The organism is Virgibacillus senegalensis (assembly GCF_000821245.2).
Classification (GTDB): Bacteria; Bacillota; Bacilli; order Bacillales; family Amphibacillaceae; genus Sediminibacillus; species Sediminibacillus senegalensis.
Genome location: NZ_LN611423.1, coordinates 210,497 through 223,989, shown reverse-complemented (window position 1 = coordinate 223,989; position 13,493 = coordinate 210,497). Strand labels below are relative to the sequence as shown.

The following is a 13,493-nucleotide window of genomic DNA, read 5'->3' as shown; positions in this document are numbered from 1 at the left end:
CAGAAGAAAGGCGATCGCGCTTAGGTCAGCTTTATGCGACTAAAGTGACCCGCAGCCAATTTTATTGGACCAGTATGGGTTTAGCCGTTTTGGCAGGCCTGGCAGGCATTTTCTTAGCAGCAGGCAGTCTCGGAGGGACAGCTAGCGCAGCCATGGGGGGGAACGAAACGATGGATATGGTTGATTTTTTTGCTGCTGGTTTCAATTTCTTACCCTCCGTATTATTTTTTATTGGTTTAGCGGCATTAGCTCTCGGTTGGGCACCTCGATTAGGTAAAGTGGTTTATGTTTATCTTGGCTACTCTTTTGCGTTGAACTATTTTGGTAACATTTTAGACTTGCCGGAGTGGTTTTCCAAAACGGCCATTCAAAGCTGGCTATCTCGAATGCCATTAGAAGATTTTAATGCTCCAAGCTTCCTTACAATCATCGTCATTAGCATCGCTTTGATGATAATTGGCTATCTGGGCTATCATAGACGGGATTTGATGGAAGGGGCTTAAGTAGGATGATAGAAACACCTCCTCGGTCGAAAAAACGTAACGGCCGACAGAGGCCACTGAAAAACTGAAGGTCTTTGAAAAGTAGAATTTTAAAAAAACGGTCTGTATGGAATTTGATTTCCATACAGACCGCTTTTATCTAATTTCAATGATTTGTGCCCTCTATTCCTTCATGGATTCATCGATAGAATAAATCATTTTTCGGACGTTTTTGGAACGGGAGCGCAATACTTCTTGAAGAGATGTTTGATTGTATCGTGCTTTGGTGTGTGTCGCATCAAGGATGAGAGACTTCGATTGAATCACGCCTTTCTCAAGCGCGACCTCCACGGTTTTTCCCTTCAGGAGATCTAAAAGGTTGATGTCTTTCAGACGTTTACGACGGAAGTGAGCTAGTAAGCTGGGGTCAATGACGTCATTTTCTGGTGCCCTTCAAAGAAAATCACTTCTTTTTCGTTTACCCTCTGTTGATTCCACGATGAGCGTTCGGTGGTGACGCCTGCGGGAACAGCGCGAGCCGAAGATCCACTTGGTTAAGTGATCTTCTTGACCAAGTTAGCTGAGGCCGTGCCCGCGGCAAGCATCCACCGATAAGCGATTCGTGAGAATCAACAACAAACTTTAAAATCTCTTCTGGATTAGAAAGGACTTTTTCAGTGGTCTCGGCCGACAGGAGGTGTTTTTCCATTGTTGTAAACGCGATGGATAAATGCGGAAAACATTTTCGGCACTTGAAAAGGGGAATCATAAGGGAATCGGGCTGGAATGGTGAAGGTGAGTGACTCCAAACCGTGAAAGGCATCATCCAAACAGAAAGCCAGTCCCTCCAAAATAGAGAGACTGGCTTCCTTGCATCCTTTTCATAAAAGGCGCTTTATTTTACCCATTCATCAATCAAATCCTGATTTTCTTCGACCCATTCTTTTGCTCCGTCTAGCGGTTCTTCGGCATTTTCTGTGTAGTCGATAAGCTCGCCGATTTGTTTATCATCCATCTTCCAATTTTTAAACCATTCGCTTACTTCAGGGTAATCTTCCGCAAACCCTTGTCTAGTTGCATGGTGGATCTTCTCGATACCGCCGAATGTTTCTTGCGGGTCCTCCAGGAATTTCAGATCATATTTGGAAAAAATCCAGTGTGGGCTCCAAAGTGGTGCAACGATTGGTTCTTCAGCTTTTACTGCTTCTCCGATTTCAGCCAACATCGCAGGTTCAGAGCTTGGCAGCAGCTCATAATCGAGATCATAGTCTTCGATTAATTGTTCAGTGACCTCCATCGTCCCTGCACCAGGATCAAAGCCGACGATTTCCCCATCGAACAGTTCTTTATGTTCGTTCAAGTCTTCTACGCTATTCACTTCTTCTAAATAGCTTGGCACGACAAGCCCTACTTTTGCGGTATCATACCAGGTAGCCTCTGAGAAATCGACCGTATCCTGGTATTTCTCCAGGTAGTTAGCATCCTGGACAGGCAGCCATATTTCTAAACTCGCATCCAATTCGCCATCTTCTAAAGCCTTCATCGTCGTACCCATGTCCAGTACATTTAACTTCACATTATAGCCTTTCTCCTCTAAAATGGCTTTCCACATATTGGTGACGGCAATATTTTCAGCCCAGTTAATTTGGCCAATTGTTAATGTTTCCCCACTTGCCTCTGTACCTGCTTGTTCACTGTTTGATTCCCCATTTGTGCTTCCACAAGCTGTCAGTACAACGACCATTAGCAGCGCTAATAGTAAACTAAGTTCTTTTTTCCAATTGTTCATGTTGAAAAAACTCCCCTTTGTTTTTTATATATTAGTTTAAATACATTTAAAATGTTAAATGTATTTAGAAACATTTTAACGTAAAGACAATACGAAACCGTCTCTTTTTTCCAAAGAGCCTTTCATACCTATAGTGGGGTAGTCTATATATAGCTAACCTTCTATAGACTACCTGATCCCTTTTTTGGTTTATTCTTATTTATCTTTCGGTAAAAACTCAAATATCTTTCCACTTCTGATACTCGCAACTAAGTCGTCCAACCAGTGGTAGTAGGTTTTCGAATCTTCTAGTTGATCATAGTATTTTTTTGCGTCTGCAACAATTTCCGGTGTGCTGGCGGAATCTTTTATGACATCGATTAAATCTTCCTGTGCTTCCCCAATTGCTTCCATATTCATTTTCACTTCGCGCTCCCACATCTGACAATAAAACACCATAAAGGAACGGAAGAAATTTTTCTCCGCTGCATAGGTATGCTTTCTGGAACCACGTGTAAATGTCTTTTTCACCATGGCTATCTCCTGGAGCTTGCGGACACTGGTACTCATGCTTGGTTTGCTCATATCTAGCTCCGTACGCATTTCATCAAGGGTCATCTGATCTTTGAAGTACATGGTCGCATACAAATTCGCAGCAGACGGTGTCACTCCATATAAATCCATTGTCTCTGCAATGGCGCCGATGACTTTATCTTTAGCTTCTTCTATTTTGGCTCTGGATCGTTCTGTAGATTCGCTCATAAGGTAGCTCCTTCACGATAAAGTAAAGCGTGTTAAATATTAATCAAATCTTTTTCACAAACTTCATGTTAACGTGTTTAGCTGAAATGTCAAATCAAAATGCTGTAAATCCTCCTTAGTAAATGCCTATTACCATAGACTTCACAACGATTATCGGCTATTTCAATTTTTGAAAAAAGTTAGGACGGATCATTTTTTGACAGCTTTAAAAAGACGTGTTACTATTTTTAAACGTTAAATATATTTTTAATAAACTTAATCAAAAATTGAAAATTGGAGTTGGTTGATTTGGATTTAAAACAACAACAATACATTAATGGCAGATGGGTGGACGCCAACACCGGAAATAAGCGAGATATCATTAACCCATTTAACCAGGAGGTTATTGCTACGGTTCCGGAAGGGGATGAATCCGATACAAGGGCAGCAATCGCTGCAGCCAGAGAAGCATTTGACAAAGGAGAATGGCCAGCTACCCCAGCAACGGAGCGGGGAGCCATCGTAAGGAAAATTGCTGAACTAATAGAAAGAGATAAAGAAGAATTGGCCCATTTAGAGTCATTGGATACTGGCAAAACAGTGGAAGAAAGCCGCGGAGATATGGAGGATATCGCCTGTGTATTTCGTTACTTTGCCGAGCTTGCTGATAAAGATGGCGGGGAGCTGATCGACTCGCCGATCCCTAACTCTATTAGTAAAGTGGTCCGCGAGCCTGTAGGTGTTTGCGGCCAAATAACACCTTGGAATTATCCATTGCTCCAGGCTTCCTGGAAGCTGGCTCCGGCGCTTGCGACCGGAAATACGTTAATCATGAAGCCAAGTGAAATTACCCCACTGACGACGATAAAAGTATTCGAGCTCATGGAAGAGGCAGGGGTTCCTGCTGGTGTTGCCAATCTGGTACTTGGTTCTGGCAGTACCGTAGGAGCAGAGTTGTCTAGTAATACGGGTGTAGACCTTATTTCCTTTACAGGCGGCATTGTTACCGGGAAGAAAATCATGCAAGCGGCAAGCGTGAATGTGAAGAAGCTGGCACTTGAGCTAGGCGGAAAAAACCCGAATATCATCTTTGCAGATGCTGATTTCGAGGTTGCAGTCGATCAGGCGTTAAATGGGGTCTTTTTCCACGCAGGACAAATCTGTTCCGCCGGTACAAGAGTCATCGTCGAAGAAAGTATTCATGATGAGTTCGTAAACGCACTTGTTGAGCGAGTGCAAAAGTTCAAGCTTGGAAGCGGATTTGATGAAGACACGCAAATGGGACCGCTTATTTCAGCTGAGCATCTTGCAAAAGTAGAAAAGTATGTAGAAACAGGTATCAAAGAAGGCGCAACCGTAGCGGTTGGCGGCAGCCGTCCGGATGATCCAGAACTACAGAATGGATTTTTCTATCTGCCTACCATTTTTACAAACTGCACAACCGATATGAGCATTGTGCAAGACGAAGCTTTCGGTCCGATCATCACGGTCGAAAAATTCCGGACAGAGGACGAAGCGGTGAAGCTTGCAAACGACTCGATCTATGGCCTTGCCGGCGGTGTTTGGACTACAGATATTGCAAAGGCGGAACGCTGTGTAGCAAAGATGCGCATGGGTACCGTTTGGATCAATGACTTCAACCTTTACTTCCCGCATGCACCATGGGGTGGGTTCAAGCAGTCTGGGATCGGACGCGAACTAGGAAAGCTAGGGATGGAAGAATATACAGAAACAAAGCATATCTTCCAAAACCTGAAACCGGAATCGATTAACTGGTTCTAAACTATCAATCTATTAATATATTCAAGATTGGGAGGGATCATTACAAGCCCTCCCAACTTAAAGCCCGAAATTCACAGTAAATGATAGAAGAAAAACAATAACTTATAAAATGGAAGAAAGAATGTTGCGTAACCCTTTCTTTCATTTTCAAACACCCAAGGAGGAACAGAAGATGAGTGAATCATATGATATTGTGATTGTTGGCGGCGGCAGTGCGGGTTCCGTACTCGGTGACCGTCTAAGTAAGGATGGAAAAAAGAGTGTCTTGGTTCTGGAGGCTGGACGCAGTGATTATCCATGGGACCTTTTGATTCAAATGCCGGCAGCCTTGCCGTTTCCGGCTGGTAAAAGCCTTTACGACTGGAAATACGAGTCGGACCCTGAGCCGCATATGAATGGGCGACGTATTAAGCATGCCCGAGGAAAGGTGCTCGGAGGCTCAAGTTCCATCAACGGAATGATTTATCAACGTGGAAACCCGATGGACTATGAACGCTGGGGAGCCGATCCAGGTATGGAAACATGGGATTTTGCGCACTGTCTTCCGTATTTTAAACGGTTGGAAAATGCTTTAGGATCACCAGATGATGATCTTCGTGGCCACGACGGACCGATCAAATTGGAGCGTGGACCAGCTAAAAATCCTTTGTTCCAAGCTTTCTTCAACGCAGGGGTAGAGGCTGGTTACTCCCGAACACCTGATGTAAATGGTTTTCGCCAGGAGGGATTCGGGCCTTTTGATAAGCATGTTTACAAAGGACAGCGATTATCAGCTTCACGCGCTTATCTGCGCCCGGCGATGAAGCGGGAGAATCTGACGGTCAAGACGCGCGCTTTTGTGATGAACATCGATTTCGATGGTACGCGTGCTAAAGGTTTGACCTATCGGCGTAACGGGCAGACACATCAGGTTCAAGCAGGAGAAGTCATCCTCTCAGGCGGTGCCATCAATACGCCGCAGCTGCTTCAACTTTCTGGTGTTGGCGATGCCGAACATTTACGTTCCCTTGGCATTAAACCAGTGGTGGATCTTCCAGGTGTAGGAGAAAATCTCCAGGATCACCTTGAAGTCTATGTCCAACATGCTTGTTCGGTACCGGTTTCCGAACAGCCTAACTTAAATAAATTGCGGATGCCTTGGATCGGATTGCAATGGATGCTCGGTCGTACGGGAGCGGCAGCTACCAACCATTTTGAGGGTGGCGGTTTTGTCCGTTCCAATGAGGATGTCGATTACCCGAACCTGATGTTCCATTTCCTTCCGGTAGCGGTTCGGTACGATGGACAAAAAGCGGATACTGCTCACGGATTCCAAGTGCACATCGGACCGATGTACTCGGATGCCCGCGGATCATTAAAGATTCGTTCCAAAGATCCGAAAGAGCATCCGAGCATGGTTTATAACTATCTTTCTACGGAACAAGACAAACGCGAGTGGGTAGAAGCGATCAGAATCACTCGTGAGATTATGTCTCAACCAGCTATGAAACCTTACAATGCAGGGGAAATCGCTCCGGGTCCTTCCGTTCGTACAGATGAGGAAATTCTGGAATGGGTAAGAAACGATGCGGAAACCGCCCTGCACCCGTCTTGTACGGCAAAGATGGGACCAGCTTCAGATCCTATGGCTGTCGTAGACCCGCAAACCATGAAGGTCCACGGGCTTGACAATGTACGTGTGGTCGATGCTTCCGCGATGCCTTATGTCACAAACGGGAATATCCATGCACCTGTCTTGATGCTGGCGGAAAAGGCGGCAGACTTAATCCTCGGACGAAAACCGCTGGACCCTATTCATGCCGATTACTACCGTCATGGAGTACATCCGGCAGATGCAGGTACCGTAACTGGTTAAGCCATGTATGAAGAGAAGGTCTCTATCAAAATGTATTTGCCTGAGAGCAAACAATAGTGATAGAGTGCCTTCTCTTTTTTGTCTGAAAAAAGTCATAGCTATTCGATTCACCTTAGATTTTCATACTAAATACGAAAAAAAACGTGCCTCAGCAGATGAAGATGGTCCTTAGGGGCTATCATATCGTAGAGCCCTTCGTACTGACTATCATCCATGGATAATTGACGGTCTAGCTTAGAATCCCCCCACTTTTATGTTGTGCAAGAAAAAAAGAGTGATTTTCTTTTATAAATCAAAGAAAATCACTCTTTTTAGAATGGCCCCTGTTGATTCCAGCGAGTGATCGGTGGTGACGGCCGGTACAGCGCAAGCCGAAGATCCACTTGGTCAAGTGATTTTCTTATCCAAATTAGCTGATGCCGTGACCGTGGCAAGTGACCACCAACAAGCGGTTCTGCAATCAACAACAAACCTTGACAGCATATTTAGATTAAAAAGTACTTTTTCAGTGGTCTCTCAACAGAGAGCACAAGTTTAAGCCACCTGTTTAATCTGCATTTAATCCTCCGGTTGCACTATAGACATGACCTGTTACATAGCTGGCTTGTTCAGATGCCAGGAAAACGTAAATTCCACTCAGCTCAACAGGCTGGCCAGCGCGCTGTATCGGTGTTTCTGGTGTTTCCTTGCCGAACTTCGGAATGTTTTCCTGCGGCTGGCCGCCGGAAATTTGCAAGGCAGACCAAAATGGTCCCGGCGCTACGGAATTCACCCGTATCCCTTTTGAGGACAACTGCTTGGACAGTGATTTTGTAAAACCGATAATTGCACTTTTCGTTGCTGCATAATCCAATAACAGCGGTGAAGGATTATAGCCCTCTACGGAAGAGGTGGTGATTATGGAACTTCCTTCAGGCATATGAGGAAGCGCTTCTTGAACCATCCAGTACATGGAAAATACATTTGTCTGGAAAGTAGATATGATTTGTTCTGTTGTAAGGTCTGCGATATCTTCTACTGCTTGTTGTTCACCGGCAACAAGTACTAATGTATCGAGCCCGTCCAGCTTCTTAACTGCATTTTGTACCAATGATCGGCAAAATTCTTCTTCGCGTAAATCTCCGGGCAGCAGGACTGCCTTTTGCCCTTCTTGTTCGATTAACTCTTTCACCTCAAGAGCATCTGGTTCTTCAACGGGAAGATAGTTAATGGCAACGTCGGCTCCCTCCCGTGCATACGCAATCGCGGCAGCGCGGCCGATACCGGAATCGCCTCCGGTAATCAGGGCTTTTCTACCTTTCAGCTGGCCGGAACCTTCGTAGCTTTTTTCTCCACAATCCGGTACAGGGTTCATTTCTTTTTGGATTCCCGGCGGGTTCTGATATTGTTTAGGATAATCTTTGTGATAATATTTTTCCAATGGATTTTTTGGCATGTTGACACATCCTTTCCTGTAATCTTGTAAGGACATGTATTTGTCTACCTCGTTATTTGCAAGACTAAACATCTAAGAATTTCTCTGTACTTCCTCGAAATAAATTGGTAGTGTCAATAATTTTGTGTAATGGCATAAGGGTATTCCTCCGGCATTAGGGAGTGTTGTTACTTTCCGGTTCCATAACGCTTTTTGAACATTTATGGAAGGGCCTTTGAGGAAGTATTAGCTTTTTATCTCAGAAACAGCTTAATACAGGATTGACACCGATGTAATACCCCAAGGTGCTTATAGAATCTCTATGAGTATCTTGGTTTTTGTATATGGGAGAAAATTTTGGTGTGAAGGATGTCCAGAACCTCAAATGAATCATTTGAGATTAGCTATAAGCAAGAAATTTTTATAATACATTTCAACCAGCCAAAGTTCAATTTTTATGTCTTCTCTCTTTCTAATGGAAAGCATTGCTGCAACAAGAATAGGGGGAGAAATTGTACAGCTGAGTGCTTCGGGAGAGATACCGGGCCTGATCCGACGATGGCAGATAACGATTTTAGCTTTGGTAAGATCAACCAGGTGTTTGAAGGGTTATACCGCTTGGATAAAGAGGGAAAACCGCAGCTTGCTCTTGCTGCCGAAGAGCCTCAGGTAAGTGAAGACACCAAAGTTTATACATTCACCCTTCGTGATGCTAAATGGTCATACGCCCCCTGTGTATTTTTATAAGGCTCTGAAAACACAACCAGACCGCCAACAAATACCACAGTTGGCTTAAAGGGTGGATACAACGATTCAACATAAATTTGTCGGGGAGTATTGGAAGAAGAATGGAAAAAAATAAAGGGATTTTCTATTAAATATAGAATTTACAAATAAATAATAATAAAGGGGGTGCCGATAATATGTTTGAGAGAATAGACACTATATGTTTAACAGTTAAGAATGTGGAACAATCAAGTGCCTGGTATCAAGAATTGGGTTTTAAAGTAGCCTTTAAAGGAAAAGGCTATCGAGTCTTAACCGTTGGAAATAGTGAAGTTCCATTAACTATTGAAGAAGGAAGTATAACCAAAGAAGAGAATCAAACGTATCCTATTTTTTTCACTAAGGATATTAAGGATACATATAAAAAGCTCCAAGAAAAAGGGGTAGCCGTAACAGAATTAGAAGATGATGGTGACAATAACTTTTTTGATTTCTATGACTTAGACAACAATAAATTGCAGGTTTGCTTCTGGGAATAAAATGAAGGATTGAAATTTGATTCTATTCACTCACATATCGATTGCGTTAGTTGAATAATCCAAATAATAATAAAACGGAACTTCCACAAATCAGGAAGTTCCGTTTTTGTACTAATATCAACTTTAAATGTTAATAGAACCTTCATAAAAATAAGCAAATGTTGAAAAATAACTGGAACTGGAATGAATAAGCAGAGCCTGCTTGCAAACCGTATGGAGGCGTAGAGCCCAAAATAGGGTTTTTTTGTTGACATCTATACCATAGGGGGGTATAGTATAAGTGAGAAAAGAAAAGGAAGTGAATCATTTGGAAGATAAATTCTTGCATGATCACCCAAGTAAACCAAGAACAGAAGATGAAAAGCAAAAAGTCATTAACCGATTAAAACGTATAGAAGGTCAAGTTCGTGGGATACAAAAAATGGTGGAAGAGGATCGCTATTGTATGGATATTTTAGTTCAAATCAGTGCGATTCAATCTGCACTGAAGAACGTGGGGTTCTCTGTGACAGAGCGGCACATCAACCATTGCGTAAGCGATGCGATTAAAAAAGGGGAAGGCCAGGAATCAATTGAAGAATTGATGGGTGTCCTGAAGCAATTTTCCAAGTAGGGAGGGTTGAAGGTGAGTGAAGAAAAGCATGTCACGCTTGGCGTAACAGGGATGACTTGTGCAGCCTGTTCGAGCCGGATCGAGAAAGTCCTCAATAAAATGGATGGGGTAGAAGCCCAAGTCAATTTGACGACAGAAAAAGCGACAGTGGATTACGATCCGGAGAAAACAACAATGGAAGACATCACGAAAAAAATAGAAAATATAGGCTATGGCGTTCGGACGGAAAAAGCTGATCTGGATGTATTTGGGATGACTTGTGCTGCTTGTTCGAACCGGATTGAAAAGGTGCTGAATAAGCAAGAAGGGGTTTCCCAGGCCGCGGTCAACTTAACGACAGAAAGTGCCACTATTGAATATAACCCTGTGTTAGTAAATCCTAATACGTTGATCGAAAAAATACGAAAGCTCGGATATGATGCTAAACCAAAGGCTGAATCCGAAGAAAAACAAACGTATAAAGAAAAGGAACTGCAGGATAAAAAGACAAAGTTAATAATCTCAGCCGTCTTATCCGTTCCCTTATTGTTAACAATGCTCGTCCATTTATTTAACATGAGGGTACCTGATCTCCTGATGAATCCATGGTTCCAATTCGCTTTAGCGACACCCGTTCAATTTATCATTGGATGGCAATTTTACGTTGGTGCCTATAAAAATCTGAAAAATGGCGGCGCCAACATGGATGTCCTAGTTGCCCTGGGTACTAGCGCTGCTTATTTTTACAGTTTAGTCGAAGCGTTGAGGACGATCGGTAACCCAGGATATATGCCGCATCTCTACTTTGAAACAAGTGCGATATTAATTACCCTGATTCTGTTTGGAAAATATTTGGAGACGAGAGCGAAGAGTCAAACAACGAACGCCATTTCTGAACTGCTCCATTTACAGGCAAAAGAAGCCCGCGTTATAAGAGACGGGAAAGAAATGATGATTGCAGTGGAAGAAGTCGCAGTGGGAGACCATTTGGTTGTCAAACCAGGGGAAAAAATACCCGTAGATGGTACCGTCGTAAAAGGGAGAACTTCTGTCGATGAATCCATGCTTACGGGGGAATCGATTCCAATTGAGAAGGACGCAGGGGCAAAAGTAATTGGATCCACCATCAATAAAAACGGTTCGATCGAAATGGAAGCTACAAAGGTTGGCAAAGATACGGCACTTGCATCGATCATAAAAGTAGTGGAAGAAGCACAAGGATCAAAGGCGCCGATCCAGCGATTGGCGGATGTGATTTCCGGTTATTTCGTACCGATTGTAGTCGGTATAGCCATCGTAACCTTTGGCATCTGGATTGTTTTTGTTTCGCCAGGTCAATTGGAACCGGCATTGGTGGCAGCAATAGCGGTACTTGTCATTGCTTGCCCGTGTGCGTTGGGATTGGCCACTCCTACCTCTATTATGGTTGGGACAGGAAAGGCGGCAGAAAGCGGAATATTGTTCAAGGGTGGAGAACACCTGGAAGGAACACATCAAATACAAGCAATCGTTCTTGATAAGACGGGAACCATTACAAAAGGAAAGCCGGAAGTAACCGATTTTTCTGGCGATGAAGAAGCCTTGCAGTTGTTGGCCAGTGCAGAAAAAGGTTCAGAACATCCGCTCGCCGAAGCAATCGTGACCTACGCAACAGAAAAGGGCGTTGATTTTCTGGATGTCGATGATTTCACTGCGATACCTGGCCATGGTATCGAGGCAACCATTTCTGGAAAACACGTGCTGGTAGGAAATCGAAAGCTGATGCAAAATCACCACATAGAGATGGAAAACTATGAAGAAATGTTAGTGGAGCATGAGAAAAATGGTAAAACAGCTATGTTGGTGGCCATTGATGGGAAATATCGAGGGACTGTTGCAGTGGCAGACACTATTAAAGAAACAGCCCCTCAAGCTATTAAGCAATTAAAAGAATTGGGAATAGAAGTTTTCATGTTGACTGGTGATAATGAAAGAACCGCACATGCGATCGCGAGACAAGTAGGCATCGATCACGTTATTGCCCAGGTACTGCCTGAAGAGAAATCAGATAAAGTAAAAGAAATTCATTTGCAAGGGAAAAAGGTAGCGATGGTCGGTGATGGGGTGAATGATGCACCAGCCCTAGTTACAGCAGATATCGGGATTGCCATTGGAACGGGAACAGAGGTGGCGATTGAAGCTGCAGATGTGACGATTCTTGGCGGAGAACTGTTGCTTATACCAAAAGCAATTAAAATCAGTCATGCAACGATTCGAAATATCCGTCAAAACCTTTTCTGGGCTTTCGGCTACAATACAGCAGGAATCCCGATTGCGGCAGTAGGATTGCTTGCCCCATGGATTGCAGGTGCGGCAATGGCATTGAGTTCTGTTAGTGTCGTTTCCAATGCCCTTCGCTTAAAACGAGCGAAACTATAAAGGGAGCCTTTCCGTCATTCGGAAATTCCGCCTAACACAGATGGTTTACTTCTGATGAAACGGGAAGCAGAGCCATATGGATGGCTGCACTAGAATTAAAAGGAGGTGAAAGATCATGGAGAGAACATTGAATGTACAAGGTATGTCCTGTGGTCATTGCAAAATGTCCGTTGAAGGTGCCTTGAAAAATTTAGATGGCGTTTCATCCGCTGAAGTTAATTTAGAATCTGGGAATGTAAATGTTGCCTATGACGAATCAAAAGTTACTTTGGATGCTATGAAAGACGCGATCGAAGAACAAGGCTATGATGTGGAAGAATAAATATTCTTTCGGATACTTAGAGAGTGTGTAAGGTGCCAGTCACTTGCATACTCTCTATTATTTGATATCCTCCTCCCGTGAAGGTCAATAGAATGGTATCTAATTTTCTATTATCCTACCACGCATGGATTCCTTAAGATAAAGGGACTAATTAGACACCATCTTCCCCAGCTGAAGGGGAACGCGCATGCATTTTCGTTTCTGCTCTTCGTTTTATCTCCAGCTTTAAACTATTCCAATCATAAGACCGTTTCCAAGAAAATCTTACTGTCACTTCCTACTATTGGATTGCGGTATACTCCCATTTCTCGATCATCATGCCATATCTGGAAGTACTCCCTCTTTGTTTTTCTCTATGTGCTAAAACATATTTAAGTTGATAGGTTATATAATCAAAATTGTCAAAATGTGTTTTCATCTAAATTTTCCATGGACCTTTGTCCAAACATCCTCCTAATTTTTGAATAGCATGTATTACCAAATAAAAAGGAGGGTCAATATGAGTAACGTATGGCGTAATGAAGATATTTTCGGGAACCAAAAAAGAAGAAGAAATTCTAATAGTAGTGGCCGTAATGACGTAGAAGTTGATAACAGACTGGATGCTGAACTAGACAATGATGTTGATAATGAGAATGATAATGAAAATGATATTAGACTAAAAGACAAAAATACAAATGTAGCAAGGGCTAGAGTCTCTAACAGTGGAAATTCCAGATTAGATGTAGATATTACCGTGGATAGCGATTCACGAGCCCGTGTTCGTGCTAGATCAGATTCGGAATCAGACCAAGATCAAGAACAGGATCAAGATCAAGATATTGATTTTTAAGACGAATGAACCTATAAAAGAG

Annotated in this window: 10 protein-coding genes and 3 pseudogenes; 9 read left to right on the top strand and 4 right to left on the bottom strand. The window is 43.1% G+C overall.

Annotated elements, in window-relative coordinates; translation table 11 throughout:
* Positions 1 to 503 (top strand): annotated as a pseudogene (locus BN1067_RS02495) (tetronasin resistance protein); the annotation flags it as partial.
* A gap of 165 nt (positions 504 to 668) precedes the next feature.
* On the opposite strand, the pseudogene BN1067_RS20065 reads toward BN1067_RS02495, so the two are convergent.
* The 3 genes and pseudogenes from BN1067_RS20065 to cudC all read right to left on the bottom strand — a co-directional run.
* A pseudogene (locus BN1067_RS20065) lies at positions 669 to 932 on the bottom strand (IS5/IS1182 family transposase); the annotation flags it as partial.
* A 445-nt stretch (positions 933 to 1,377) separates the two neighbouring features.
* Positions 1,378 to 2,271 carry a glycine betaine ABC transporter substrate-binding protein gene (locus BN1067_RS02490; RefSeq protein ID WP_053217351.1) on the bottom strand — a complete coding sequence of 298 codons (894 nt, stop codon included), beginning with the start codon at positions 2,269 to 2,271 and terminating at the stop codon, positions 1,378 to 1,380.
* 195 nt (positions 2,272 to 2,466) lie between these two features.
* Complete coding sequence (cudC, locus tag BN1067_RS02485; RefSeq protein ID WP_053217350.1) at positions 2,467 to 3,012, bottom strand: choline uptake/conversion transcriptional regulator CudC; 546 nt, start codon at positions 3,010 to 3,012, stop codon at positions 2,467 to 2,469.
* A 288-nt stretch (positions 3,013 to 3,300) separates the two neighbouring features.
* Here cudC and betB point away from each other — a divergent pair, with 288 nt between their 5' ends.
* Together betB and betA are read left to right on the top strand one after the other, a co-directional pair.
* Complete coding sequence (gene betB / locus BN1067_RS02480) at positions 3,301 to 4,773, top strand: betaine-aldehyde dehydrogenase (RefSeq protein WP_053217349.1); 1,473 nt, start codon at positions 3,301 to 3,303, stop codon at positions 4,771 to 4,773.
* Between the two features lie 172 nt (positions 4,774 to 4,945).
* Entirely contained in the window at positions 4,946 to 6,628 is a 1,683-nt protein-coding gene (betA, locus tag BN1067_RS02475; protein ID WP_053217348.1) for a choline dehydrogenase, read from the top strand.
* A gap of 547 nt (positions 6,629 to 7,175) precedes the next feature.
* On the opposite strand, the gene BN1067_RS02470 is transcribed toward betA, so the two are convergent.
* Positions 7,176 to 8,063, bottom strand: coding sequence for an SDR family oxidoreductase (locus tag BN1067_RS02470; RefSeq protein ID WP_110943267.1), 888 nt, complete (start codon positions 8,061 to 8,063; stop codon positions 7,176 to 7,178).
* 531 nt (positions 8,064 to 8,594) lie between these two features.
* Between BN1067_RS02470 and BN1067_RS20470 the strand changes: the two are divergent.
* The 6 genes and pseudogenes from BN1067_RS20470 to BN1067_RS02440 form a co-directional block, all read left to right on the top strand.
* A pseudogene (locus tag BN1067_RS20470) lies at positions 8,595 to 8,765 on the top strand (peptide ABC transporter substrate-binding protein); the annotation flags it as partial.
* A gap of 200 nt (positions 8,766 to 8,965) precedes the next feature.
* Positions 8,966 to 9,307, top strand: coding sequence for a VOC family protein (locus tag BN1067_RS02460; RefSeq protein ID WP_053217345.1), 342 nt, complete (start codon positions 8,966 to 8,968; stop codon positions 9,305 to 9,307).
* A gap of 280 nt (positions 9,308 to 9,587) precedes the next feature.
* Entirely contained in the window at positions 9,588 to 9,920 is a 333-nt protein-coding gene (locus BN1067_RS02455; protein WP_407701343.1) for a metal-sensing transcriptional repressor, read from the top strand.
* A 12-nt stretch (positions 9,921 to 9,932) separates the two neighbouring features.
* Positions 9,933 to 12,317, top strand: coding sequence for a heavy metal translocating P-type ATPase (locus BN1067_RS02450; RefSeq protein WP_053217344.1), 2,385 nt, complete (start codon positions 9,933 to 9,935; stop codon positions 12,315 to 12,317).
* A gap of 115 nt (positions 12,318 to 12,432) precedes the next feature.
* Complete coding sequence (copZ, locus tag BN1067_RS02445; RefSeq protein WP_110943266.1) at positions 12,433 to 12,639, top strand: copper chaperone CopZ; 207 nt, start codon at positions 12,433 to 12,435, stop codon at positions 12,637 to 12,639.
* 499 nt (positions 12,640 to 13,138) lie between these two features.
* Positions 13,139 to 13,471 (top strand): hypothetical protein, encoded by a 333-nt coding sequence (locus BN1067_RS02440; protein WP_053217342.1) that lies wholly within the window; start codon positions 13,139 to 13,141, stop codon positions 13,469 to 13,471.
* Positions 13,472 to 13,493: the final 22 nt, after the last annotated feature.

What these genes read in the sequence shown, in the direction of transcription:
- copZ (WP_110943266.1), top strand. Translation starts at nt 12,433, where the DNA reads ATGGAGAGAACATTGAATGTACAAGGTATGTCCTGTGGTCATTGCAAA.
- BN1067_RS02440 (WP_053217342.1), top strand. Translation starts at nt 13,139, where the DNA reads ATGAGTAACGTATGGCGTAATGAAGATATTTTCGGGAACCAAAAAAGA.
- cudC (WP_053217350.1), bottom strand. Translation starts at nt 3,012, where the DNA reads ATGAGCGAATCTACAGAACGATCCAGAGCCAAAATAGAAGAAGCTAAA.
- BN1067_RS02490 (WP_053217351.1), bottom strand. Translation starts at nt 2,271, where the DNA reads ATGAACAATTGGAAAAAAGAACTTAGTTTACTATTAGCGCTGCTAATG.
- betA (WP_053217348.1), top strand. Translation starts at nt 4,946, where the DNA reads ATGAGTGAATCATATGATATTGTGATTGTTGGCGGCGGCAGTGCGGGT.
- BN1067_RS02460 (WP_053217345.1), top strand. Translation starts at nt 8,966, where the DNA reads ATGTTTGAGAGAATAGACACTATATGTTTAACAGTTAAGAATGTGGAA.
- BN1067_RS02470 (WP_110943267.1), bottom strand. Translation starts at nt 8,063, where the DNA reads ATGCCAAAAAATCCATTGGAAAAATATTATCACAAAGATTATCCTAAA.